The 22,972-nt window shown below is 70.3% G+C and carries 23 protein-coding genes; 10 read left to right on the top strand and 13 right to left on the bottom strand.

Annotated elements, in window-relative coordinates:
• Nucleotides 1-10: 10 nt before the first annotated feature.
• Nucleotides 11-1,375 (bottom strand): phospholipase, encoded by a 1,365-nt coding sequence (locus tag C6Y14_RS24785; RefSeq protein ID WP_107019026.1) that lies wholly within the window; start codon nucleotides 1,373-1,375, stop codon nucleotides 11-13.
• Between the two features lie 185 nt (nucleotides 1,376-1,560).
• Here C6Y14_RS24785 and C6Y14_RS24790 point away from each other — a divergent pair, with 185 nt between their 5' ends.
• Nucleotides 1,561-2,052, top strand: a complete 492-nt coding sequence (locus C6Y14_RS24790; RefSeq protein ID WP_107019027.1) for a DUF5709 domain-containing protein — start codon at nucleotides 1,561-1,563, stop codon at nucleotides 2,050-2,052.
• A 57-nt stretch (nucleotides 2,053-2,109) separates the two neighbouring features.
• Here the strand turns inward: C6Y14_RS24790 and C6Y14_RS24795 are convergent, their stop codons facing one another.
• The 3 genes from C6Y14_RS24795 to C6Y14_RS24805 form a co-directional block, all read right to left on the bottom strand.
• Nucleotides 2,110-2,502 carry a DUF3662 domain-containing protein gene (locus C6Y14_RS24795; protein WP_107019028.1) on the bottom strand — a complete coding sequence of 131 codons (393 nt, stop codon included), beginning with the start codon at nucleotides 2,500-2,502 and terminating at the stop codon, nucleotides 2,110-2,112.
• Between the two features lie 127 nt (nucleotides 2,503-2,629).
• A complete protein-coding gene (locus tag C6Y14_RS24800) occupies nucleotides 2,630-4,699 on the bottom strand; it encodes a CocE/NonD family hydrolase (RefSeq protein WP_107019029.1) in 2,070 nt (689 codons plus the stop codon).
• 90 nt (nucleotides 4,700-4,789) lie between these two features.
• A complete protein-coding gene (locus C6Y14_RS24805; RefSeq protein WP_404828824.1) occupies nucleotides 4,790-6,133 on the bottom strand; it encodes an ATP-grasp domain-containing protein in 1,344 nt (447 codons plus the stop codon).
• A 226-nt stretch (nucleotides 6,134-6,359) separates the two neighbouring features.
• Here C6Y14_RS24805 and C6Y14_RS44595 point away from each other — a divergent pair, with 226 nt between their 5' ends.
• Together C6Y14_RS44595 and C6Y14_RS24810 are read left to right on the top strand one after the other, a co-directional pair.
• Entirely contained in the window at nucleotides 6,360-6,527 is a 168-nt protein-coding gene (locus tag C6Y14_RS44595) for a hypothetical protein (RefSeq protein ID WP_199854847.1), read from the top strand.
• A 103-nt stretch (nucleotides 6,528-6,630) separates the two neighbouring features.
• Complete coding sequence (locus C6Y14_RS24810) at nucleotides 6,631-6,849, top strand: DUF4190 domain-containing protein (protein WP_107019234.1); 219 nt, start codon at nucleotides 6,631-6,633, stop codon at nucleotides 6,847-6,849.
• Nucleotides 6,850-6,937: 88 nt separating this feature from the next.
• Here C6Y14_RS24810 and C6Y14_RS24815 read toward each other — a convergent pair whose 3' ends face one another.
• The 3 genes from C6Y14_RS24815 to C6Y14_RS24825 form a co-directional block, all read right to left on the bottom strand.
• A complete protein-coding gene (locus C6Y14_RS24815) occupies nucleotides 6,938-7,825 on the bottom strand; it encodes a glycoside hydrolase family 19 protein (RefSeq protein WP_107019030.1) in 888 nt (295 codons plus the stop codon).
• Nucleotides 7,826-8,053: 228 nt separating this feature from the next.
• The gene (locus C6Y14_RS24820; protein ID WP_107019031.1) at nucleotides 8,054-9,376 is read right to left on the bottom strand and encodes an aldehyde dehydrogenase family protein; all 1,323 of its coding nucleotides are present in this window, start codon (nucleotides 9,374-9,376) and stop codon (nucleotides 8,054-8,056) included.
• 158 nt (nucleotides 9,377-9,534) lie between these two features.
• Nucleotides 9,535-9,987 (bottom strand): MarR family winged helix-turn-helix transcriptional regulator, encoded by a 453-nt coding sequence (locus C6Y14_RS24825; protein ID WP_107019032.1) that lies wholly within the window; start codon nucleotides 9,985-9,987, stop codon nucleotides 9,535-9,537.
• 164 nt (nucleotides 9,988-10,151) lie between these two features.
• On the opposite strand from C6Y14_RS24825, the gene C6Y14_RS24830 reads away from it, so the two are divergent.
• The 6 genes from C6Y14_RS24830 to urtE all read left to right on the top strand — a co-directional run bounded on the left by C6Y14_RS24830 (nucleotide 10,152) and on the right by urtE (nucleotide 16,422).
• On the top strand, nucleotides 10,152-11,294 hold the full coding sequence (locus C6Y14_RS24830; RefSeq protein WP_107019033.1) for a substrate-binding domain-containing protein: 1,143 nt from the start codon (nucleotides 10,152-10,154) through the stop codon (nucleotides 11,292-11,294).
• A gap of 287 nt (nucleotides 11,295-11,581) precedes the next feature.
• On the top strand, nucleotides 11,582-12,808 hold the full coding sequence (gene urtA, locus C6Y14_RS24835; protein WP_404828830.1) for an urea ABC transporter substrate-binding protein: 1,227 nt from the start codon (nucleotides 11,582-11,584) through the stop codon (nucleotides 12,806-12,808).
• Between the two features lie 60 nt (nucleotides 12,809-12,868).
• Nucleotides 12,869-13,765, top strand: a complete 897-nt coding sequence (gene urtB / locus C6Y14_RS24840; RefSeq protein WP_107019034.1) for an urea ABC transporter permease subunit UrtB — start codon at nucleotides 12,869-12,871, stop codon at nucleotides 13,763-13,765.
• Entirely contained in the window at nucleotides 13,762-14,883 is a 1,122-nt protein-coding gene (gene urtC, locus C6Y14_RS24845) for an urea ABC transporter permease subunit UrtC (protein WP_225891256.1), read from the top strand. Before urtB ends, urtC begins: the two co-directional genes overlap by 4 nt.
• On the top strand, nucleotides 14,880-15,722 hold the full coding sequence (urtD, locus tag C6Y14_RS24850) for an urea ABC transporter ATP-binding protein UrtD (protein ID WP_225891257.1): 843 nt from the start codon (nucleotides 14,880-14,882) through the stop codon (nucleotides 15,720-15,722). Before urtC ends, urtD begins: the two co-directional genes overlap by 4 nt.
• A gap of 4 nt (nucleotides 15,723-15,726) precedes the next feature.
• Entirely contained in the window at nucleotides 15,727-16,422 is a 696-nt protein-coding gene (gene urtE, locus C6Y14_RS24855; RefSeq protein WP_107019035.1) for an urea ABC transporter ATP-binding subunit UrtE, read from the top strand.
• Between the two features lie 10 nt (nucleotides 16,423-16,432).
• Here urtE and C6Y14_RS24860 read toward each other — a convergent pair whose 3' ends face one another.
• The 6 genes from C6Y14_RS24860 to C6Y14_RS45905 all read right to left on the bottom strand — a co-directional run bounded on the left by C6Y14_RS24860 (nucleotide 16,433) and on the right by C6Y14_RS45905 (nucleotide 21,897).
• The gene (locus tag C6Y14_RS24860) at nucleotides 16,433-17,128 is read right to left on the bottom strand and encodes a nucleotidyltransferase domain-containing protein (protein WP_225891258.1); all 696 of its coding nucleotides are present in this window, start codon (nucleotides 17,126-17,128) and stop codon (nucleotides 16,433-16,435) included.
• 160 nt (nucleotides 17,129-17,288) lie between these two features.
• Complete coding sequence (locus C6Y14_RS24865; protein WP_107019036.1) at nucleotides 17,289-18,434, bottom strand: LLM class flavin-dependent oxidoreductase; 1,146 nt, start codon at nucleotides 18,432-18,434, stop codon at nucleotides 17,289-17,291.
• Between the two features lie 82 nt (nucleotides 18,435-18,516).
• Nucleotides 18,517-19,767, bottom strand: coding sequence for an SfnB family sulfur acquisition oxidoreductase (locus C6Y14_RS24870; RefSeq protein ID WP_107019037.1), 1,251 nt, complete (start codon nucleotides 19,765-19,767; stop codon nucleotides 18,517-18,519).
• Nucleotides 19,768-19,769: 2 nt separating this feature from the next.
• A complete protein-coding gene (gene ssuE, locus C6Y14_RS24875) occupies nucleotides 19,770-20,324 on the bottom strand; it encodes an NADPH-dependent FMN reductase (RefSeq protein ID WP_107019038.1) in 555 nt (184 codons plus the stop codon).
• A 90-nt stretch (nucleotides 20,325-20,414) separates the two neighbouring features.
• Complete coding sequence (gene sfnG / locus C6Y14_RS24880; RefSeq protein ID WP_107019039.1) at nucleotides 20,415-21,560, bottom strand: dimethylsulfone monooxygenase SfnG; 1,146 nt, start codon at nucleotides 21,558-21,560, stop codon at nucleotides 20,415-20,417.
• Nucleotides 21,561-21,813: 253 nt separating this feature from the next.
• The gene (locus C6Y14_RS45905) at nucleotides 21,814-21,897 is read right to left on the bottom strand and encodes a putative leader peptide (protein ID WP_404828831.1); all 84 of its coding nucleotides are present in this window, start codon (nucleotides 21,895-21,897) and stop codon (nucleotides 21,814-21,816) included.
• 136 nt (nucleotides 21,898-22,033) lie between these two features.
• Here C6Y14_RS45905 and C6Y14_RS24885 point away from each other — a divergent pair, with 136 nt between their 5' ends.
• Nucleotides 22,034-22,954 (top strand): LysR family transcriptional regulator, encoded by a 921-nt coding sequence (locus C6Y14_RS24885; RefSeq protein ID WP_107019040.1) that lies wholly within the window; start codon nucleotides 22,034-22,036, stop codon nucleotides 22,952-22,954.
• The last annotated feature ends 18 nt before the right edge of the window (nucleotides 22,955-22,972 follow it).

Consider the following 22,972-nt stretch of genomic DNA (forward strand, 5'->3'; position numbering starts at 1 on the left):
TGCGTGGGGATCAGTACGTGTACGTGTTCAGCGTCGCCACCGCCGAGGCCGGCGAGCCCAGGTCGTACCGGTCCACCGCGAGGAAGTTGGGCTTCTTGCGGGCGGCGGGCTGGCAGAACCGCTGCGCCCGGTCGGTGAGTTTGGTGTTGTCGGTGGTCGCGGTCGAGGCGATCGCCGCGTCCCGGAAGTGGTTCATCACGAAGAGCGGGCGGAAGGGCGAAGCAGTCGCCGTGAGGGGGACGTTCGTGTTGGCGTCGTACCAGCGGCTGTAGCAGGACCAGTCGGAACTGCCGAGGCCCGAGCCCATCGACCAGTAGTTCTCCACGGTCCACTCACGCTGGTACATGACGCCGAAGCTGTCCCGGGTGAGCCCGGCGGACTCGTCGGCGGAGCGGCTGTGGTCGGTGAAGAGGAGCAGCCGGTCGTTGGCGGCGATCAGGTCCGCCACCTTCGGCCAGCCGTTGGCCCGTACGCCGGTCCGGTCCGGGCGGTAGAGGACGTCGGACAGGCCGTTCACCTTGGCCAGTTCACTGCGCAGGACCCCCGGGTCGACGTAGTCCTCCAGGAACACCGTGACGACGTCGTTCGGGTTCTGCCGCAGGAAGTCGACCATGCGCTGGAGGTCCACATTCAGGGCCACCGGCCTGCTGACGAGGGTGCAGCTGTTGTGGCAGAGGATCGCGCCGTCCGGGGTCTGGTGGATGTCCAGCATGAATCCGCGGACACCGTCGGTGAGTTGCTGGTTGATGCCCCGGCTCTGGTTCGGGACGAGGTTGACGAAGGGCGGGGCGAAACCGCCGTCGACGCCGTTCGCGTAGGCGTTGTGGGAGGTGAGGAACGTGACCTGGTCCAGGGTGCGCTGGCCCGCGGCGGGCATCGGGGAGGTCGGTGACGTCACCGGGGTGAGGTACCAGGCGGCCGGGTCGCCCGCCGCGCCGACGACGAGCTGCGCGGGGTAGTTGGCGCCGGAGGCCTTGGCGCCGACGGTCAGGTACTGGTCGGCGCCGGGCACCTTGAGCCGGTAGCGGTCGGTGCCCGTCGACGTGATCTCCCACGAGGCGTCGGCGCTCGCGCAGGCCACGGTCCTCGCCTGGCCCCCGGACCGGCCCAGGCAGCTGCCCGCCGTGTCGGTGCTCTCCAGGACGTGCGACGTGCCGGTGGCCCGGAGTGTCCACTGCTGGCGGTCCTCGTTGCCCTTGGGGTTGCGCTGGACGACCGCTCCCCCGCTGTCGGCGGCGTTCAGGCCGGTGACCGCGCTCTGCACGTAGAACACGCCCGCCGCCGGCGCCTCCGCGGCGTGCGAGGGAACGGCCAGTGCGGTGGTCAGTGCCGCTCCGGCGGCGGTGAGGGCGAGCAGGGGGCGGTGTCTCCGCATGGCGGTGAGGTCCCTTCGGCAGCGCGGCGGCGCCCGGTAGGCGGCCGGGAAAGTGGGGGGTCTGCGCGGGACACTCAATCGGGTTGGTATGTACCGGTCAATAGCACGGTGTTTCGCGGGGCCGATGCCGGGCACCGCGTTACTCCTACGGGGAAAGAAATGATCACCGCGCCGGGAGGCCGAACATGAGCGACGACAACATGGCCGACGACGTCTACCAGCCCACGGGGACCAACGAGGAGCAGGCGGACGCGGCGCCGCTGGATCTCCAGGACGCGGTGGACGAACGTACGTACGACGATGTGCTCGACGAGGGCTATTCACCGCCCGAGAAGCCCCTGGGGGTCACCAAGACCGGCGTCACCGCGGCCGAGCAGCACGAGGGCGAGAGCCTCGACGAGCGGCTGCGCCAGGAGGTCCCCGACGAGGAGGTCCCGGCCGGTGACGGCATCGGTGACCTGCCCTGCGGAGAGGGTGAGGCGACCGACCCCGAGGCCGGTGACGAGCGCGCGGGCCGTCTTGTGGCGCCCGACGAGGGCGCCCACGAGGACAGGACGAAGGAAGCGGTCGCCTCGGACATCGGCATCGACGGCGGAGCCGCGGGCGCCGAGGAGGCCGCGGTGCATCTCATCCCCGAGGAGGAGGAACTGCCGCCGACGCCCCTGCGCCGCGACTGACCCGGCGGTCCGCCCGCCCGGGACCCTCGGGGCACGGGCGGGGCATGTGCGGTCGGGTCAGTGCTGGAAGGCGCCGGCCCGCACATGCTGCATGACGGCGCTGGCCACCCGGTACCGGCCGTTGGGCAGGTCCGGTGACCGGGTGACGTGCACGGTCAGCGGGCCGGCCCACTCATAGCCCTGCTTCTCGCCGTGGCGCAGCAGGCTGTCGGTGAGCACCTGGTCTATGCGCCCGCCGTTGCGCTCCAGTTCCTCGTGGGCGAACTCGGCCAGCTCGACGTCGTAGGCGTTGGGTACGACGGTCCGGCTCTCGCTGCACACCACGATGTGGTCGTCGCACTCCTTGTGCAGGGCCTCGATCAGTTCGACCGGTTCCTTGTGGCGAAAACGCGCGAGCAGGGACCCTCCGAAGCGTTCCATGGCTCGTTCCAGACCGGTGAGTGTGCTCACGCGTCAACTTCTCCTCGATGGTGTCGTGGCATTCCGTGTCGTGGTGTGCCGTCTCGTCATGTGCCTGTGCGGCGCTGCGTCTCCTCCTCCGGGTGCCCGGCCGGCGGAGAAAGACGCGTCCGGTCGTCTACAGCAGGTCCCGTGGCACAGTCTCGTTCCAGGTGCGCGAGAAGACCCGGCGCCCGCCCTCGTAGCCGTCCAGCGTGGCGTCCACGAAGAAGTCCGTCGCGTCGCAGGTCAGCCGTGTGTGCGTCTCCACACGGACATCCCAGTCGTCCCGCTTGAACCGCATGGTCCAGGTCGACTCGCCGGTCGCGGAGGTGAAGTCGTCGGCGACTGAGGTGTAGCGCTCGTAGGCGCGGCGGCCCACGTCGAGGTCGATCTCGTCGAAGTGGACGAGGCCCTGGTCCTTCACGATCTCCAGTTCGGCGCGGTAGTCGACCATGTCGCGCTTCACCTCCCAGCGTGCGTCCGGGGCGGTCAGCCGGGTGACGGACAGCGGGGGTGCGCCCTCGGGCTCCTCGAACGGGTTCGCCGGCATCCCGTCCGGCTCCTCCGTGGGGCGGACGGGGAGCGTGAGCGTGCTGGCACCCTCGTACACGCTGAGCAGCGCCGGCTCGGGGGGCGGCCAGGCGAGCGGCCAGTACGACGTGGACAGCGAGAGGCGGACCCGGTGGCCGGGCGGGAACGCCTGCGCCACTCCGTTGAGCTGGACGGTCGCGCGGTAGCGCGTTCCCGGCTGCAGGGGTTCGGGGTGCTCGGTGCTCTCGCGCCGGGTGATGTTGAGCAGACCGTAGGTGACGCGGGTGGCGGCGCCGTCGGGGCTCACGTCGGACAGGCGCGCGGCCACCATGGCGACCGGCCGGTCCGCCGCGAGGTCGAGTTCCACGGTCGGTGAGCCGAGGATCTCCAGCTGCTCCGTGAGCGGCTCGGTCTCGAAGACGAGGGAACCGCCGTCCTCCTCGCGCTGGTCGTACGGCAGGTCCGGGGGCGCGTTGTAGGAGGCCCACTTGCCCGCGAACTGCCCTACGGACAGCGGCGACCGTACGGTCATCTCGGCGCCGCCCACAGGGGCATCGGCGCCGGCACGGGTGTCGGCGCCGGTGTCGGCGCCGGCCTCGACCGGGGTGTTGATCCGGTGCCGGGTCAGCGGGTACCTGACGGGGTTGATCTGCGGGGACGGCCAGGTCGGCTCGGCGACCCAGCGGCCCGGACGCTCCTCGTACGAGGTGGACGGGGGCACGCTGTCCTGCATCCAGGTGCGCAGCATGGGACCGTCCATGACGCCGTTGTCGGCGCCCTTGAGCCAGTGGTCCCACCAGCGCACCACTTCCTGGAGGTAGCCGATGGCGGGGCCTGGCTCCCCGAGGTGGGGGAACTTGTGCGACCAGGGGCCGATCAGTCCCTTGCGGGGCACGTCCAGGTTGCCGAGCAGCCGGGTCACGGCGTTGGAGTAGCCGTCCGCCCAGCCGCTGGAGGCGAGGACGGGGCACTGTACGGCCTTGTAGTCCTCGGCGACCGAGGCGTGCCGCCAGTAGTCGTCCCGGCGCTGGTGGCGCAGCCAGGGCAGGACCCAGGGGCCGGAGTTCTCCAGGCGTTCGTGCCACATCTCACGCCAGCGGTCGCCGACCACGGCGGGGTCGGGCGGCAGGGTCGCGTAGGCGAACATGGTGCCGGCCTCGGCGAGGTTGTCCGACAGCATGGCGCCGCCCATGTAGTGCATGTCGTCGGCGTGCCGGTCGTCCGTGAAGGACGCGATGACGACGGCGCGCAGGCTCGGCGGCTGCCGGGCGGCCACCTGGAGGGCGGCGAAGGCACCCCAGGACAGGCCCATCATGCCGGTGTTGCCGTCGCACCAGGACTGGTCGGCGAGCCAGGCGAGGACCGCCTCGGCGTCGGCCTGTTCCTGTTCCAGGTACTCGTCCCTCAGCACCCCCTCCGAGTCACCGGTGCCGCGGAGGTCGACGCGCACACAGGCGTATCCGTGACCGGCGATGTAGGGGTGGTGCATGGAGTCGCGCACCGAGGTGAGGTCGCGTTTGCGGTAGGGGATGTACTCCAGCACCGCGGGCACGGGCTCGTTGTCGGAAGAGGTGGGGCGCCAGACACGGGCCGACAGCTGGACGCCGTCGGGCATCGGGATACGGACGTCCTCCTCTTCCTTCGTCGCGTACGGCAGATTGCTCACGTAGCGCATGAGGCGGACTTGCTCCTTTTCGTGCGGACATAGTGCGGGCGGACGTGGTGCGGGCGGACGTGGTGCGTGCGGCCTTTGTGGGGGCGGCCGTTACGCGTCCGGACGTTCCTGGGGGCTCTCGTCGAAACTGAGTCCCAGCGCGGCCACGCAGTGGTCGTACTTCGCCCTCAGCTCCTCCTCACTGTTCCCGCCGGTGAATATGTGCGCCAGTTCGTAGCTGTAGGAGTCCTGCTGGGAGAGGTCGGAGAGGACCTGTCCCTCCTCGGTGGTGACGTCCACGCGCACACCGTCGGCCTCGCGCTCGATGCGGGCCAGGTCGTCGGCCGAGGGCACGTCGCGCACAACGCCGTCGGTGAACCAGCGGTAGTACCACTTCGCGGCCATCGCGTACGGGCCCTTGCGCTGCGGCATGGCCGGATCGTCGTCCAGGGCGAGGCCGAGCATGGCGTGGTGGTTGGGCACGCCGTCGACGTACTCGAACAGCTCGGCGTGGGACTGGGAGTGCCTGGGGTTGATCTCCAGCAGGCTGATCTCCTGGGTCTTCGGATCGAAGAAGTACTCCACGCTGAAGGTGGCCGACTCGAAGCCGATCCGGCGCATGACGCGCTCGGTGACGTCGTGCAGCTCGGCGATGACCGCCGGCGGCAGCGTCGAGGGGTACTGGTGCCGCTGGAAGCTGGAGGTGTCGGGGTAGTTGATGGAGTCGAGCACACCGTAGACGGTGACCTCGCCCCGGTGGACGTACCCCTCGACGGCGACCTGGAGGCCCGTCATGGTCTCCTCGGCGAGGCAGACCTGGGCGCCGACGCCCTTCATCTCGGGCGGCAGGTCGATCCGGTCGAGGATGTCCTCGAAGGGGCGGCCCACCCGGGAGATTCCTTCGCGTATCTGCCGTACGGCGTCCTGGAACTCGTCCATGTCCGCGACGCCGAAGGCGAGTTCGGAGGAATACGAGAGGGCGGGCTTGACCCACATCGGGAACCGTACGTTCTCCGGCGGTTGCGGGTCGTCGGTGTCCAGGTCGACCCGGCCGAACCGCGGGTGCCGGTCGGTGACCTTCTGCTGCTCCAGCCGGCTCCAGTACTTGTGCTCGCACTTGACCACGGACTCCAGGCTGGTGCTGCGGGTCCCGTAGTGCTCGGCGAGGATCGGCACGAGGGTGCTCACGGGGAAGTCCCAGTAGCCGACGATCGCGTCGATCCTGCCGTCGAAGGCGTCCAGTACGGCCCGTGCCTTGTCGATGAGTTCCGGGACGGACACCTCGCCGCTCTGCAGTTCCCCGATCGTCAGCAGCGGGTGGTAGCGCAGCGACCTGGCCGCCGCGGCCGCTTCGAGGGTGGGCAGGTTGGCGTCGTCGAGGCCTATCACGAAGACGTTCTTCACGTCGTCGTGCTTCACGTCGTCGCGCACATCGGTCGGGGTCTTTTCGGGCACCGGCAGCCTTTCTGTTCTGCGAGTTCGCACAGTTCGCCCTCGGATCGGGCGAAGTCCGTGGGGTACCCCTGAGTGGCGGGGCGAATCTTCGCCACCGGCCGGAAGTGTTCGCAGGTGTGATGTCGGGCCGCCGGGACACCCGTATCCGCATGTTCATGAAGAGGCGATCCACAGCCTTGCCTTCGCCCTCGCAACTGCCCTTGTCCCCGCACGAACGGGGGCAGACGTGATCTTCCTTGTCGTGGCCGTCCTGGTGCTGGCCGTCCTGCTCGGCTCGGCCGCCTATCTCCCCCTGCCCGTGACCGTGCTGGCCGCGGTGGCCATCGCCGCGTGGCTGGCCGTGTTCGCGGTGCGCGAGCGGCGCAAGCACGGCAGCCGGACCGGAAGGGCGTGACGTGATGCGGCTGACAGAGTCCCGGCGACGGGAGAACGGTGAGCGGGAGACCGGTGAGCGGGAGAGCGGCGGGCGTCGGACCGGCAGGCGGGACACCGAGGGAATGGCCGTGGCCTCCTTCGTCCTCGGCCTCGTCGGACTCCTCGTCCTCAACTTCTTCCTCGGCCCCGTCGCCATCGTGCTGGCCGTGCTGGCCCTGCGGCGGGGCACGCCCCGGCGTTTCAGGGCGCTGCTCGGGCTGTGGCTCGGCATCGCGGACATCGTGCTGCTCGCCGTGCTCATGGCTGCGAACGGCGGCACGTCGTGGAGCATTCTCGGCTGACGGCGTACATGTGAAAGCACTGTGGGGCGGCCGGTGGTGAACCGGCCGCCCCACAGCGCTGAAGCGGTCTGTCAGCTGAAGCTGTCTGTCAGCAGTACAGGTTGTTGCCCGCCGTCGTGCCGAGGATCCCCACGAACCGCTGGTAGCTGTCCACCCGGCTCTGCACCTGGGCCGGGTTCTTGCCGTCGCATTCCAGCGAACCGTTGATGGAGCGGATGGTCTGGCCGAAGCCCGCGCCGTTGACCATCGCGTTGTGGCCGGTCATGGAGCCGGGGCCGGACTGGGTGTTCCAGTACCAGAGGCCGGTCTTCCAGGCCACCGCCGAGTCGTTCTGCACGAGCCAGGGGTTGTTCAGGAGGTCGATGCCGAGCGCGTCGCCCGCGGCCTTGTAGTTGAAGTTCCAGCTGAGCTGGATGGGGCCGCGGCCGTAGTACGCGGCCTGGCCGGCCGGGCAGCCGTAGGGCTGGCCCCAGTCGCAGTAGTGCGGGTAGTTGGCGGTGTTCTGCTCGACGATGTGGACCAGGCCGCCGGTCTCGTGGTTGACGTTGGCGAGGAAGGCCGCGGCCTCCTGCTTCTTCACCGTGTCGCTGCCGGTGTTGGCGAAGGCCGGGTAGGCGCTCATCGCGGCCTTGAGCCCGCTGTAGCTGTAGAAGGAGTTCCGGTTCGGGAACATCTGGTTGAACTGGGCCTCGCTGACGACGAACCCGGAGGGGTTGGTGGGTCCGTTGTCGCAGGCGTACGGCTCCCAGTACCAGGTGCTGATCGTGGGGTCGTAGCCCGGGTTGTCGTGCTCGGCTATGTACGCCTTGCCGTCGGTGTAGCGGACGATGTTGCCGGTCACGTAGGACTTGCCGGCCACCCAGCTCGGGTAGCTCGAACAGGCCGCGGCGGACGCGCCCGAGGCCGGCAACAGCACCGGTGCGGCGGTTCCGAGGACGATCGCGGCCACGAACGCGGAGATACGGCGCCTGGACACAGGGGCAACTCCTTCACGGAGCACGGCCGCGGACCCGTACGGGGGCAGCGCGGGGCGGACCTTGTACGCAGGTGCCGACGGGGCCGGCCGCGGCGTACGGGGCAGCCGTGGTGGGGGGTGGTGAGGCACACTTCACCACCTTGGTCTGGACCAGTCAAGGGTGTAGACCAGTCAACTCGCCCCGGCGCCGCGTCGCTTCAGGTCGATGGCGTCTGCCCGTCGGCCGGCTCAGCTCAGCGGCTTCTCCAGTACCGCCTTGCGGTGGCTGAACGTCTCGATCGAGTAGCGGCCGTGGTAGTTGCCCATGCCGCTCTCCCCCACTCCGCCGAAGGGGAGGTCGGAGACGGTGAGATGGGCGAGCGGCAGACCGAGGCCGAGGCCGCCGGACGAGGTCTCGGCGGCGAGCCGCCGCCGGGTGGTGTCCGACTCGGTGAAGGCGTACAGGGCGAGGGGCTTGTCGCGGTCGTTGATGAAGTCGATGGCCTCGTCGAGACCGGGGACGGTGACGATCGGCAGGACCGGGCCGAAGATCTCCTCGCGCATGACGGGCGCGTCGGGGTCGACGTCGGCCAGGACGGTCGGCGCGATGTACTTCGTGGCACGGTCGGTGGCGCCGCCGACGACGGTCCGGCCGGAGTCGAGCAGCCCGCTGAGCCGGTCGAAGTGCCGTTCGTTGATGATCCGCCCGTACTCGGCGGAGGTGGACGCGTCGGACCCGTACAGCTTCTCGACGGCCTCGGTCAGTACGGGCTCCAGGGCGCGGGCGGTCTCGGGGTCGGTCAGGACGTAGTCGGGCGCGACGCAGGTCTGTCCGGCGTTGAGGAACTTGCCGCGGGCCAGGCGCTCGGCGACGACGGTCAGGTCGGCGCCGCGGTCGACGAAGGCCGGGGACTTGCCGCCGAGTTCGAGGGTGACCGGGGTGAGGTGCCGGGCGGCGGCGGTCATCACGATGCGGCCGACCGTGCCGTTGCCGGTGTAGAAGATGTGGTCGAAGCGCTCGGCGAGCAGGGCCGTGGTCTCGGGGATGCCGCCCTCGACGACGGCGACGGCGTCGGTGTCGAGGTGGCGGGGCAGCAGCCGGGCCAGTTCGGCGGAGGTGGCGGGGGCCAGCTCGCTGGGTTTGACGACCACCGCGTTGCCCGCGGCGAGCGCGCCGAGCATCGGGGCGAGCAGGAGCTGCGCCGGATAGTTCCAGGGGGCGATGACCAGGACGACACCGAGCGCGTCGTAGCGCGTCCAGCCCGTCGCGTCGGCGCCGAGGTGCGCGGGGACCGGGGCGGGCTCGGGGCGCAGCCACTCTTCGAGGTGTTCGAGGGTGTGGTCGATCTCGCGGACGACGAAGTCGATCTCGGTACGGAAGGCTTCGGTGGAGCTCTTGCCCAGGTCGGCGTGGAGGGCGGCGGCGAGCGCGGCACCGTCCGTGGTGAGCATCTCGCGCAGGCGGCTCAGCTGGCCGGTGCGCCACTCGACGGGCTTGGTGCGGCCGGAGCGGAAGGTGGCGCGCAGCCGGGCCACGACGTCGGCGGGCTGCTCGGGGGTGGGCTGGTTCACGGTGCCTCGCTGGTCGGGGCGGGTTCGTGACCCGCACTCGGTATGTCGAGCGGCAAGCTCGATGTATATGCCAACCATTTATACGGCATCGTCATTCCTCCCCGGCCGAGGACACCGACCGTGATCGAGAGGTCACACCAAGGGGGCCGGTGGCCGGCTCAGACGGACGATTCCGCCGCAGCTCCGTCGAGCTCGTCCACCAGCCGGAGCAGCAGCCCGCGCAGCAGTTCCTCGTCGCCTTCGCCGCCGCTACGGGCGGGCCACCGCGTGCGCACCTCGCGGTCGACGCGCCGCCAGTACGTCTCACCGCGCGGGGTGAGGTGGGCGAGGATGCGCCGCCGGTCGAGGGGGTCGACCCGCCGGTGGACCAGGTTCTGGTCGACGAGGTGGTCGACCAGTTTGGTGAGGGTCGCGGGCGGCAGGAAGGCCTCTTCGGCGACCGCCGTCATGGGGTGCCCCTCGCCGTCGGAGAGGAGGGAGAGCACGCGCCAGGCGTCCAGGGTGCAGCCGTGTTCCTCCAGGGCGCCCCGGAGGAGGCGCGCCGCCAGCCGTTCGGCCCGCGTCAGGAGGTGCGCGAGGTCCTTGGACCGGCGTGCAGGAGGGGTCGGCATCCTGCTCCTCACTCCCGAGATCGACGTCCGAGGGGGCCCGGTAAGGGGTCCTCACATCGTACAAGTCCCCCTTTCCCCAGGGTCTCCCGCGCGCGGCGGGTGCGGGGCCGACCGTACCCCGAGACGGACTGGAGTTCACCGGACGTTCCCGCAATCATGCCCTCATGGTCCGGCCCGACCCGCTCCCACTCGCCGCCTCCCCGCTCGGCCCGCCTCCGCCCGACTGGTTCACGGCCGACGACTCGGTCGTCGGTGTGGCGCTGGTCTTCCCCCTGCAGGGCGCGGCCGGAATCTTCGGACCCACCTGCGAGTTGTGCGCGCGGCTCGGCGCGGAGCAGGTCAACCGCTCCGGCGGAGTGCTCGGCAAGGAGCTGCGGCTGGTGCCGGTGGACGGCGGCGCGGAACCGCGGCGCGTCGCCGAGAACGTCGAGGCGCTGGTGAACCTCGGCGTCGTGCAGGGCGTCACCGGCTGGCACATCTCCTCCGTGCGCCAGGCACTCGCGCCGCGGATCGCCCACCGGGTTCCCTATGTGTATACGGCGCTCTACGAGGGCGGGGAGCACACCGCGGGCGTGTTCCTCACGAGCGAGACACCGGACGCCCAACTCCGGCCCGCCATGCACCTGTTGGCCCGCGAGCACCGGGTGCGCCGCTGGTTCGTCGTGGGCAACGACTATGTGTGGCCGCGCCGTACGGCCAGGGCCTCGCACCACTACGCCCGCGAGTCGGGCGGCGCCGTCCGCGCGGAGGCGTATCTGCCGCTGGGCACCCATGACTTCGACGCGGTGCTGCGGCGTATCGAGCGGTCGGAGGCGGACGGGGTGCTGATGCTGCTGGTGGGCAGCGACGCGGTGCGCTTCAACCGGGCGTTCGCCGCGGCGGGGCTCGACGAGCGATGCCTTCGCCTGAGCACGCTGATGGACGAGAACATGCTGATGGCGAGCGGCCCGACGGCCACCGCCGGCCTCTACAGCACGGCCGGTTTCTTCGCCTCCCTCGCCAACCAGGACACGCTGGACTTCCACGGCCAGTACGCCGGGCGGTACGGAGTGGAGGCACCGGCGCTCGGCAGTCTCGGTGAATCCTGTTACGAGGGCGTGCTGTTGCTCGCCGCGCTCATCGACCGGGCCGGGACCCTGGACGTCACCGCGATCGGCGCCGCCGCGGACACCGTCTCCTACGAGGGCCCGCGCGGGCTGCTGAGGCTGCGCGGCGGCCATGTGAGCCAGCGGATCTACCTGGCGCGGGCGGACGGCGTGGACTTCGACGTGGTGGCCCAGCTGAATCCGCACGCGTCCCGGTCTTGACATGTCCTCGCTTGCGCGAAGATACTTCCCACAGGAAGTAATGAGAATGCCTCGGGCGAACTGTGAATTCATTTCATGGATTCGGTCCGGGGTATTTTTGTTTTCTCTCCGAGAACCGGATGAGAGTCGGAAGATACCGCCGGGAAAGTAATGCGAAACACCGTGGAAACAGGGTGACTTGAGGCTGTGGACCGCACGCCAGGAGGAGGTTGTCCTCCCAGCCCGAGGGGGTCCATTTGTCCAGCGAGTCCTATCGTTCCAGCGGTTTCCGTCCGCAGCGGCGCCGGGTGATCGCGGGCGCCGCCGCGCTCGCCGCCGTCGTCGCGCTCACCGCGTGCGGCGCCAAGACCGACGCCGCGGGCGGCTCGTCCGACCAGGCCGCGAAGGCCGACACGAGCGGCGACACCGTCAGGGTCGGCCTGCTCAACTCGCTCTCCGGCACCATGGCGATCAGCGAGGTGACCGTACGCGACTCGCTGAGACTGGCGATCGAGGAGATCAACGCCTCGGGCGGAGTGCTCGGCAAGCAGATCAAACCGGTCAGCGAGGACGGCGCGTCCGACTGGCCCACGTTCGCCGAGAAGGCGGCCAAGCTCATCAAGGAGGACCGGGTCGCGGCCACCTTCGGCTGCTGGACCTCCGCGAGCCGCAAAGCGGTGAAACCCGTCTTCGAGAAGAACAAGTCCCTGCTGTTCTATCCCGTGCAGTACGAGGGCCTTGAGGAGTCCCCGTACATTTTCTACACGGGGGCGACGACGAATCAGCAGATCGTCCCGGCGCTCGACTATCTGAAGAGCCGGGGCGAGAAGAGCATTTATCTCGTCGGCAGCGACTATGTCTTCCCGCGCACCGCGAACAAGATCATCAAGGCGTACGCGAAGGCCAACGGCATGAAGGTGCTCGGCGAGGACTACGCGCCGCTGGGCTCAACGGAGTTCAGCACGATCGCCAACAAGGTGAAGGCGTCGAAGGCCGACGCGGTCTTCAACACCCTCAACGGCGACTCGAACGTGGCCTTCTTCAAGGAGTACAAGTCGGCCGGCCTGACCGCGAGGAGCATGCCGGTCGTCTCGGTGTCGATCGCCGAGGAAGAGGTCAAGTCGATCGGATCGCAGTACCTGGCAGGGCAGTTGACGGCCTGGAACTATTACCAGACGACACCCGGCGCGGCGAACACGAAGTTCGTGAAGGCGTACAAGGCGAAGTACGGCCAGGACAAGCCGACCAGTGACCCGATGGAGGCCGCGTACACCTCGGTGTATCTGTGGAAGGCCATGGTCGAGAAGGCCAAGTCCTTCGACCCGGAGAAGGTCAAGGCCGCCTCGGACGGCATCACCTTCGACGCCCCCGAGGGCACGGTCACCGTGGACGGCGCGAGCCAGCACATCCACAAGACCGCCCGGATCGGGAGGATCGGCACCGACGGGCTGATCGAGCAGGTGTGGGACTCCGGCGAGCCGATCGAGCCCGACCCGTTCCTCAAGGGCTACGACTGGGCCTCCGGCCTCTCCTGACCGACCGAGCGTGGGGCCTTCCCGCGAGGCCCCCGCGTCCTGCCTCCTCGGAGCCGCCGTATGACCGTGATCCTCGGTCAGACCTTCACCGGCATCAGCATCGGTGCCGTCCTGCTGCTCATCGCGCTCGGGCTCTCGCTCACCTTCGGCCAGATGAACGTCATCAACATGGCCCACGGCGAGTTCATCATGGCCGGCGCCTACACCACGTACGTCCTCCAGAAGTCCATCTCCGGCGCCGGCCTGTCCCTCCTCGTGGCGCTGCCCGTCGCCTTCCTGGTGGCGGGCGCGCTCGGCGCGCTGCTCGAATGGGTACTCATCCGCCGCCTCTATCTGCGCCCCCTCGACACGCTGCTCGTCACCTGGGGTGTGTCGCTGATGCTCCAGCAGCTCGCCCGGGACCTCTTCGGCGCTCCCAACGTGCAGACCCGCGCGCCCGACTGGCTGACGGGGAACATCACCGTCCTCGGCGGCTCCGACCCACTGACGTTCGCCAACAGCCGCCTGTTCATCCTCGGTCTCGCGGTCACGGCCGTCGTCGCGCTGTCGCTGACACTGCGGCTGACCTCACTCGGCCGCCGGATCCGCGGGGTCGTGCAGAACAGGGACCTGGCCGAGGTGTCCGGCATCTCCACCTCGCGGGTGGACCGGACCGCGTTCTTCCTCGGGTCCGGGCTCGCCGGGGTCGCGGGTGTCGCGCTGACACTGGTCGGCCCGATCGGACCCACGATGGGCACCAACATCATCATCGACGCGTTCCTGGTGATCGTCGTCGGCGGCATCGGACAGCTCAAGGGCACGGTGATCGTCGCGTTCGCCCTCGGAGTCATGCAGTCCGTCCTGGAGTACTCCACCACCGTCAGCGTGGCGAAGGTGCTCGTCCTCGTGGCCATCGTCGCCTTCCTCCAGTGGCGGCCCCAGGGGCTGTACACGCTGCGTACGAGGAGTCTCGTATGACCCTGTTCAAAGGTGCCCCGGCGGCCCCGGCGGGCAAGAGCCCGTCGGTCCTCGCGGGCCGCCCGGCCCGCGCGTGGGCCGGATTCGCCGCCGCGGCCGTCGCGCTCTTCGCCCTCGCGCCGCTGGCGCTCTCCGACTTCCGGCTCGGGCTGCTCGCCAAGTACCTGTGCACCGCGATGGTGGCCGTCGGCATCTGTCTGGCCTGGGGCCGCGGCGGCCTGCTCACGCTCGGCCAGGGTGTGTTCTTCGGGCTCGGCGGCTACGCCATGGCGATGCATCTGAAGATCGCGGACGCGGGTCCCGGCAACCTCCCCGACTTCATGCAGCTGTACGGCACGGCCAGCGAACTCCCCTGGTGGTGGCGGCCGTTCGGGAATCCCCTGGTCGCCCTCGCGGCCACCGTGCTGCTGCCCATGGCCGTCGCCGCGGTCCTCGGTTCGTTCATCTTCCGCCGCCGGGTCAAGGGCGCGTACTTCGCGATCCTGAGCCAGGCGCTCGCCGCGGCCTTCGCGATCTGGCTGATCGGCCAGCAGGCGACGACCGGCGGCACCAACGGACTCACCGACATCCAGGGCTTCTTCGGCTACGACCTCGACGACCCGGTCAACCAGCGGATGGTGTACTTCGTCATCGCCGCCGTCCTGCTGCTCCTGATCGCCCTGGTCCGGCAACTGATCCACAGCCGGTACGGCGAACTCCTCGTCGCCGTACGGGACTCGGAGGAACGGGTGCGCTTCCTCGGCTACGACCCGGCGAACGTGAAGCTCGTCGCGTACGTCGTGGCGGCCGGCACCGCCGGGCTCGCGGGGGCGCTCTTCGTGCCCGCGGTCGGCATCATCTCCCCCGCGATGATCGGCATCGTGCCGTCGATCGAGTTCGTCATCGGCGCCGCGGTCGGCGGCCGGGCGAGCCTCGCCGGGGCGGTGCTGGGCGCGATCGGGGTGGCGTGGGCGAAGACGGCCCTGTCGGAGGAGTTCCCGGCGGCCTGGACGTACTTCCAGGGGCTGTTGTTCATCGTGGCCCTGGCGTTCCTGCCGGGCGGTCTCGTCTCCCTGGCCGGGATCGTGCGGCGACGCAGGGCGGCGGCCACCGCCCTCCCCTCAGGAGGAGCAGCATGAGTCAGCTCTCAGGTCTTGAGATACGCGGACTGCGGGTGTCATTCGACGGGTTCACCGCGGTCGACGGGGTGGACCTCGACGTGGCGCCGGGCGACCTCCGCTTCCTGATCGGACCGAACGGCGCGGGCAAGACCACGCTCGTCGACGCCGTCACCGGACTGGTGAAGGCTCAGGGCTCGGTCCTCTTCGGAGGCGCGGAACTGCTCGGCCGGAGTGTGCACCGGATCGCCCGGTCGGGCATCGGCCGGACCTTCCAGACCGCCACCGTCTTCGAGGGGCTGACCGTCCTGCAGAACCTCGACATAGCGGCCGGTGCCGGGCGCGGCATGCTCACGATGCTGCGGCGCCGCAAGGGCGTACCGGAGCCCGTCGCCCGCGCGCTGGAGACGGTCGGGCTCACGGACCTGGCCCACAGCCCGGCCGGCACGCTCGCCCACGGCCAGAAGCAGTGGCTGGAGATCGGCATGCTGCTCGTGCAGGACGTACGGCTGCTGCTGCTCGACGAGCCCGTCGCCGGGATGAGCCACGACGAACGGCAGGCCACGGGCGAGTTGCTGGAGCACATCAGCGAGGAGCGGACCGTGGTCGTCATCGAGCACGACATGGACTTCATGCGGTCCTTCGCGCGCAGCGTCAGCGTGCTGCACGCGGGCAGGGTGCTCAGCGAGGGGACCGTGGCGGAGGTACAGGCCGATCCCCGGGTGCAGGAGGTGTACCTCGGTCACGCGGCGGCCGGGGACGCGGCCCTCGGCTCCGCCGGACCGACGCTGCCGGACGAGCCGGAACCGTCCGGCGGGACCGCGTCCGGCCGGACCGGCGCCGCCGTGCAGGAGGTGTGAGCGCATGAAACTGGAGATCGACGGCGTACGGGTCGGCTACCACCGCAGTCTCGTCCTGCACGGCGTCTCCGTGGACGTGCCGGACGACGGCGTCGCGGCGGTGCTCGGGCACAACGGCGCCGGCAAGAGCACCCTGCTGCGGGCGGCCGTCGGACTGCTCACCCCGTCGAGCGGGGCGATCAGGCTCGACGGGGAGGACATCACCCGCCGCAAGCCGCACGAGCGCGTGGCGCGCGGGATGGCGTACGTGCCGCAGGGGCAGCAGGCCTTCCCCCACCTGACGACGGCGGAGAACCTCCAGCTCGTCGCCGACGGCCGCAGACGCGGCAAGACGGCGATCGCGGAGGCGCTGGACCTGTTCCCGGTGCTGCGCACCCTGTCGACGCGGCGGGCGGGCCTGCTCTCGGGTGGACAGAGACAGCAACTCGCCATCGCCCGGGCCCTGGTGACGGACCCTCGGATCCTGCTGCTCGACGAGCCGACCGAGGGCATCCAGCCCTCGGTCGTGGCGGAGATCGAGGAGACGGTCCTCGCCCTGGCCGCGCGCGGCGGACTCTCCGTGCTCCTCGTCGAGCAGCACGTCGGTTTCGCGATGCGGGCGGCCCAGCGGTACTACGTTCTGGAGGCGGGGCGGGTCACGTCGTCGGGCGAGGGCGGTTCGGCGGCCGAGCGGTCGGTGCGGGAGGCGCTGAGCGTGTGAGCGCGGCCTGTCACGGTCCGGACCGCGTGTAGTACGCGGCCCGGACCCGGCGCAGCCACGCCTCGGCGGGGGCCTCGTCGGCCTGGTCCGGCAGTGCGCTGCGGGTCTCGTCGAAGGCCGCCTCGTACCGCTGGAGCAGGGGCAGCGCGACCATCGCGTCGGCCGCCACCTCCTCGCCGAAGCGGTGGTAGTCGTCCGGGTCCTCGACGCGGATGGTCAGGGCGCCGGTGGCGTACAGCTCGAAGCCCTGGTGGCACAGGCGTCGCAGATGCCGGGCGTGCTTGGCGGTGCGTCTGCGGGTGTCCGCGGAGGCGGAGGCGTCCCCGCGGTCGTAGAGCCGCTTGAACTGCTGGGTGGCGTAACCGAGGTAGGCGTCGCGGACCCGTTTCGCGGAGAGCAGGGTCGTGCGGATGCCGATCAGCTCGTCACCGAGCGGGGTGCGGACCTCGTACAACTCGTCGGGCAGCCACACCAGTTCGGTCACGGTCGGGTTGCCGCCCAGGGCGAGCCTGCACCACTTGGCCGCTTCGTGGAGGGTGTTGTCGGGCTTGGTCGTGACGTGGGTCTCCTTCGGCCCGTGCAGGCCGTGGAAGTCCTCGGTGGGGGCGGCGAACATGCCGAGCCGGTCCACGTCGGACCCCTCGCGGGCCAGTCCGTACGCGGTCGAGCCGACGATGCCGGACAGCAGGATGTTCTCGGTGGCCACGGCCGTCCCCCTTCTCCCCCGCCGCCCCGCTGCCTTGTGCGAGCCGGGCGGCTCGCACAAGGTCATCACCTCCAGGACGGTCACGTACAGCGATTTTCTCGGGCTGCGGCAGACCGGCGAAGTACGGGAGACGGGCGGGGTACGGGGGTCGGGGAGCGGCTCAGCTCGCGAACGGGACCTGGGCCGAGGGAACCGGCCGGGCGGCGAACGGGTGCTGCCACAGGCCCTGCGCGGCGAGCCGGGGCAGGACGCCCTCGCCGAACCAGTACGCCTCCTCCAGGTGCGGGTAGCCGGAGAGCACGAACTCGTCGATGCCGAGGCGGTGGTACTCGGTGATGCGTTCGGCGACCTCGTCGTGGCTGCCGACCAGGGCGGTGCCCGCGCCGCCACGCACCAGGCCGATGCCCGCCCAGAGATTGGGGTGGATCTCCAGGCCGTCCCGGTTGCCGCCGCCGTGCAGGGCGAGCATGCGCTGCTGGCCCTCGGACTCGCTGCGGGCGAGGCCGGCCTGTACGGACTTCACCGTCTCCGGGTCGAACCCGGCGAGCAGCCGGTCCGCCTCCGCCCACGCCTGCTCGGAGGTGTCCCGGGTGATGACGTGCAGCCGGATGCCGAACCGGACGGTACGGCCCTCCTTCTCGGCCAGCGCCCGCACCCGGGCGATCTTCTCGGCGACCTGCGCGGGCGGCTCGCCCCAGGTGAGGTAGACGTCCACGTGCTTGGCGGCGACCTCACCGGCGATGGGCGAGGAGCCGCCGAAGTAGACCTCGGGGACCGGATCGGGCACACGGGCCAGCCTGGCGTCCTCGACCTTGAGGAACTCGCCGTCCAGGTCGACGGTCCTGCCCTCCCAGAGACCCCGGACGATCTCCAGGAACTCGCCGGTACGGCGGTAGCGGGCGTCCTTGTCGAGGAAGTCGCCGTACGCGCGCTGCTCGTGGCTCTCGCCGCCGGTGACGACGTTGAGGAGGAGGCGTCCGCCGGACTGGCGCTGGAAGGTGGACGCCATCTGCGCGGCGAGCGTCGGCGAGACGAACCCGGGCCGGAAGGCGACCAGGAACTTCAGCCGCTCGGTGTTCTGGCTGACCATCGCGGTGGTCAGCCAGGCGTCCTCGCACCAGGCGCCGGTGGGCGTGAGCGCGCCGACGAAGCCGAGGTCCTCGGCGGCGCGGGCGATCTGGCTCAGATACGCGACCGTCGGCGGCCGGTCCCGGCCGGACACCGTGGCCGGGGTGCCGTGGCCGCCCCCGACGACATGGCGGCTGTCGCCGTTGGTGGGCAGGAACCAGTGAAAGGTGAGGGACACGGGTGCGTTCTCCGATCGGGCGCGGGGTGGTGTGCGGGGGCGGCTCAGCGGTTTCGGCTCTGCGTTCTCGGCTCGCTTCGGCTCAGAGGAGTCCGTGGCGTGGCGGCGGGGTGCCGTTCAGTACGTACCGGCCGATGTGCTGGATCTTCCAGCGGGCCGGGTCGTGCAGCGTGTGGGTGCGCGCGTCACGCCAGTGCCGGTGCAGGTTCAGGGAGTTGAGGGCCGACCGGGTGCCGGACACCTCGAAGAGCGCGCCCGACACCTCGACGGCGGTCGCCGCCGCGTGCGCCTTGGCGGCGGCCACCGCGACGGACGCCTCGGCGGCCGAGTCCCCCGTAAGGCCGGCGCGGGCCGTGTCGACCGCGCGGGCCGCCGCGCCGAGCAGCGCCTCGGTGGCCCGCACCTGTACGGCCAGTTCCCCGAAGCGCTGGATGAGCAGCGGGTCCTCGGCCGCGGTCTCGAATCCGCTCTCGAACCACGGGCGGCTCTTGGTGCGGACGAAGTCCACGGCCTCCGAGAGCGCGCCCGCGGCGATCCCGGCGTCGATGGCCGCATGGAGCAACTGGGCTACGGCGCCATGCAGTTGCGGCCCCTGGAAGGTGAGGTGGTGCGGGAGGACCCGGTCGGCGGGCACGGACACGGCGTCGAGGCGGACCGTACCGCTGGCGGTGGTGCGCTGCCCCATGCCGTCCCAGTCGTCGACGACCGTCAGGCCCTCGGCGTCCCTGGGGACGTACGCGACGTGCAGGGTGTCGTCCTCGGTGCGGGCCAGGACGGGGATCCAGTCGGCGAACAGGGCACCCGTGGAGTACTGCTTGACGCCGGTGAGGACGTACGAGCCGTCCGGCTGCCGTGCCAGCCGGGTGCGGATGTCCTGGACGTGTTTCGTCCCGGCCTCCGACTGGGCGTTGCCGAAGCGGCGCCCGGCCAGCACCTCGCCGAAGAAGAACGCCTGCTGCTCCGCCGTCCCCTGGCGGCGGATCACGTTGACGTAGACGAAGTGGCTCTGCGGGATCTGGGCGAGGCTGGCGTCGGCGGACGCGAGCAGCCGGAAGATCTCGGCGAGCGTCTCCTGGGTCACGTCGGCGCCCCCGTGCCCGGCGGGCACGGTGACGGCGAGCAGACCGGAGCCGGAGAGCCGGTCCAGCTCCGCGCGCGGGAGCCTGCGTTCGGCGTCCCGGTCGGCTGCTCCGGCCCGGAACTCGTCGGCGAGGGCGGTGGCCACGGCGAGGGCCTCGGCGTCGTCGGCGATGACCTTGGCGGCGCCCCGACCGGGAGCGGTTTCGGTAGCGCCCCGTTCGGCAGCGGTCTCGGTGGCGGTGTCCGCTGACATGGTCAGCTCGCCGCGGCCAGGACCGGTCGACGGCCCAGCGCCTCGGAGAACTGGTCGAGCACCTGGGTCAGCGCCTCGGTGGCCGCGGGCGCCACGGTGAGTCCGCCGTCCTCACCGACGACTATGTCCTTGTCGAGGGTGAACCAGCCCTGAACTATGTGTTGAGCACCCATGGAGCTGAGCACCGGGCGCAGCGCGTAGTCGATGGCGAGCACATGTGCCGTCGACCCACCCGTGGCCAGGGGCAGCACGGTCTTGCCGGTGAGCGCGTACTGCGGAAGCAGGTCGAGCAGCGCCTTGAGCACTCCGGAGTAGGCGGCCTTGTAGACGGGCGTGCCGATGACGACGCCGTCGGCCCGTGCGACGAGGGCGGTGGCCTCGACGATCGCCGGATGCCGGAAGTCGGCGCCGAGCAGCGCTTCGGCGGGGATCGTGCGGACGTCGAGCGGGATCACCTCGTGGCCCTGTGCGGTCAGCCGGTTGTCCAGGTGGCGCAGCAGGCGGTTGGTGCGGGAGGAGGCGGAGGGGCTGCCGGAGACGGACAGGACGGTGGCCATGGGTCCTCTTTTCGGGACGGGGCGGGTTCGGGCAGCTGCATTTCGGGGAGAAGCCGCCCTTCTTCGAGGAGGCGGCGGAGGCGGATCTGCTCAGACGCGGAGGGGTGCGGCAGGCGTGGATCCGGTTCGGGCGTCCGGGAGTCGGGCCTCCAGTTCACGCACGAGGGGCAGGACGCGGCGGCCGAAGTACTCGACCTCCTCGTGGTAGTGCAGGAAGCCCAGGAGCAGGAGGTCGACGCCGAGGCTCTTGTAGGCGACGATCCGCTCGGCGATCTGCTCCGGGGTGCCGATGAGCCCCGTACGGAAGCCGTCGTTGTACTGGACCAGGTCCTCGAAGGAGGAGTCCTGCCACATGCCCTTGCCGTCGCCGGTGGACTGTCCGGCCTGCTTGACCGCGGCGCCGAAGCCCTCGACGGCCTCGCGGTCGGCGTGCGCGACGATCTCGCGGAGGGTCTCGCGGGCCTCGGCCTCGGTGTCGCGGGCGATCAGGAAGCCGTTGAGGCCGAACTTCGGTGGCGTACGGCCGACTTGGGCCGCCGACGCCCGTACGTCCGCGAGCTGTTCGACGACCCCGTCGAAGTCCTTGCCGTTGGAGAAGTACCAGTCGGAGACCCGGCCCGCCATGGCGCGCGCGGCGCTGGAGTTGCCGCCCTGGAAGATCTCCGGGTGCGGGCGTTCGGGGGTGTTGAGGGGCTTGGGTTTGAGGGAGAAGTCGCGCAGCCGGTAGAAGTCTCCGGCGAGTTCGGTGTGGTCCTCGGTCCAGATCTGGCGCAGGGCCTGGATGAACTCCTCGGAGCGGCGATACCGCTCGTCGTGCTCCAGCCAGGGTTCGCCGAGGGCGGTGAACTCGCCCTTGAACCAGCCGGACACGACGTTGACCGCGAAACGGCCGTTCGACAGGTGGTCGGCGGTGGCGCCGAGTTTGGCGAGGACACCGGGGTGCCACAGTCCGGGGTGGACCGCGGCGATGACCTTCAGACGCTGGGTGGCGAGCAGCAGGGCGAGGCTGAAGCTGGTCGACTCGTGCTGGAACTCGGCGCCGTAACTGGCCATGTAGCGGACCTGGCTGAGGGCGTAGTCGAAGCCGTTGTTCTCGGCGAGGACGGCGAGTTCACGGTTGTAGTCGTAGCCCCAGTCGGTGCGCTGTTCGATCGTGCTGGTCACCAGGCCGCCGCTGACATTGGGCACCCAGTAGGCGAAGCGGACGGGGTCTGCGGAAAGGTTCTCGGCAGGCATGGGGAACTCCTGTCGCGGGAATTCGGGCAGGCCGAATTCAGGGGGTCGATTCAGCGGCGTACGCGGAGCCGGCGGCGTTCGGTGAATCGTCGAATTCGGGCGGCGGAATACGTCGCACGGCGGTCGACGGCTCTCGGTCGCGTTCGATGGCGGTCGGTCGCGGTCGGTCGCGGTCGAGGCCGTGAAAGGAACGTGGTGGTGCGCGGCGGAACCGGGGGATCGGGCCGGAGATCCGGTGGATCAGGCCACGAGATCAGACCACGGAGCAACAGGCGGCACTGGAGACACGCGCGAGGTCGACATGGCGTCGCCGCGTGAGGTCCAGTCGCATCATCATGTGCTCGATCGTGGCAGCCTGTGGTCCGGACCGTCAAGGAATACCCGATCGGTCTCGTATCCCGGACCGGCGAATTTCACGAAGGCGTGACAGGGAAACCCTTGAACAGGCCGGTACGGACCCGCATTCTGACCGGGTGCGAATAGAGCAGCTGGAATACATCACGGCGGTCACCCGGCTCGGCTCGCTGCGCCGGGCCGCCGAGGAACTCCACCTCTCGCAGCCCGCGTTGAGCGAGACCGTCCGCAATCTCGAACGGGAACTCGGCGTCGACCTCCTGGAGCGCAAACGGTCCGGGGCGAAGATGAGCGCGGAGGGGCGGGAGCTGCTGCCCCACATCATCAATGTCCTGGAGGCGGTGGACCGGCTGCGGGGCGCGGCGGGCGAACAGCACCGCATCAGCCGCATGGTGCGCGTCGGCACGGTGAACGCGGCGACGGTCCCGCTCCTGTTCCCGGCCGTGAGCGAGTTCCGGGCCTCGCATCCGGAGACACAGGTGGAGGTGGTCGGCGCCCAGCAGTCCGACATCCACCGGACCCTCCTGGAGGGCGGCTTCGACCTGGGTCTGGTGAACCACCTGGAGGGCGACGACGTGGCCGCCGACTTCGAGTACACGGAACTGCTGTGGGGGCGGCCGGTGGTGTGCGTCCGGCCCGACAGTCCCCTGGCGTCGCTGTCCGTGGTGACCGTGCCGGACCTGCTCGCGCAGCCGCTCATCGCGATGCGCTCGGGCTATGTGATGAACCGGTTCGTGCACCGGCTCCTGGGCGACCGTGAACCGTCCTTCTCCTACTCCACCGACGGCGCGGAGATGGGCAAGCTGATGGTCGCGGAGGGGCTGGGTGCCACGGTGCTGCCCGACTTCAGCGTGATCGACGATCCGCTGACCCGGCAGGGAGCGATCACCTGCCGCCCGCTGGCCGGCGACCCGACCCGGGTGCTCCTGATGCTCCAGCGGCGCCGGGCGGACTCGGTGCCGCGGGCCGCGCACGATCTGCACGAGGTGTTCGTGCGCCGGGCGGCGGCGCTCGGCGGCACGATGACCCGGCCCACCTGACGGTGCCCTGACGGCCGC

Origin of the sequence: Streptomyces dioscori (assembly GCF_003024195.1) — a bacterium.
GTDB lineage: Bacteria > Actinomycetota > Actinomycetes > Streptomycetales > Streptomycetaceae > Streptomyces > Streptomyces dioscori.

What these genes read in the sequence shown, in the direction of transcription:
- C6Y14_RS24785 (WP_107019026.1), bottom strand. Translation starts at nt 1,375, where the DNA reads ATGCGGAGACACCGCCCCCTGCTCGCCCTCACCGCCGCCGGAGCGGCA.
- C6Y14_RS24790 (WP_107019027.1), top strand. Translation starts at nt 1,561, where the DNA reads ATGAGCGACGACAACATGGCCGACGACGTCTACCAGCCCACGGGGACC.
- C6Y14_RS24800 (WP_107019029.1), bottom strand. Translation starts at nt 4,699, where the DNA reads ATGCGCTACGTGAGCAATCTGCCGTACGCGACGAAGGAAGAGGAGGAC.
- C6Y14_RS24810 (WP_107019234.1), top strand. Translation starts at nt 6,631, where the DNA reads ATGGCCGTGGCCTCCTTCGTCCTCGGCCTCGTCGGACTCCTCGTCCTC.
- C6Y14_RS24825 (WP_107019032.1), bottom strand. Translation starts at nt 9,987, where the DNA reads ATGCCGACCCCTCCTGCACGCCGGTCCAAGGACCTCGCGCACCTCCTG.
- C6Y14_RS24830 (WP_107019033.1), top strand. Translation starts at nt 10,152, where the DNA reads ATGGTCCGGCCCGACCCGCTCCCACTCGCCGCCTCCCCGCTCGGCCCG.
- urtB (WP_107019034.1), top strand. Translation starts at nt 12,869, where the DNA reads ATGACCGTGATCCTCGGTCAGACCTTCACCGGCATCAGCATCGGTGCC.
- urtC (WP_225891256.1), top strand. Translation starts at nt 13,762, where the DNA reads ATGACCCTGTTCAAAGGTGCCCCGGCGGCCCCGGCGGGCAAGAGCCCG.
- urtD (WP_225891257.1), top strand. Translation starts at nt 14,880, where the DNA reads ATGAGTCAGCTCTCAGGTCTTGAGATACGCGGACTGCGGGTGTCATTC.
- urtE (WP_107019035.1), top strand. Translation starts at nt 15,727, where the DNA reads ATGAAACTGGAGATCGACGGCGTACGGGTCGGCTACCACCGCAGTCTC.
- C6Y14_RS24870 (WP_107019037.1), bottom strand. Translation starts at nt 19,767, where the DNA reads ATGTCAGCGGACACCGCCACCGAGACCGCTGCCGAACGGGGCGCTACC.
- ssuE (WP_107019038.1), bottom strand. Translation starts at nt 20,324, where the DNA reads ATGGCCACCGTCCTGTCCGTCTCCGGCAGCCCCTCCGCCTCCTCCCGC.
- sfnG (WP_107019039.1), bottom strand. Translation starts at nt 21,560, where the DNA reads ATGCCTGCCGAGAACCTTTCCGCAGACCCCGTCCGCTTCGCCTACTGG.
- C6Y14_RS45905 (WP_404828831.1), bottom strand. Translation starts at nt 21,897, where the DNA reads ATGATGATGCGACTGGACCTCACGCGGCGACGCCATGTCGACCTCGCG.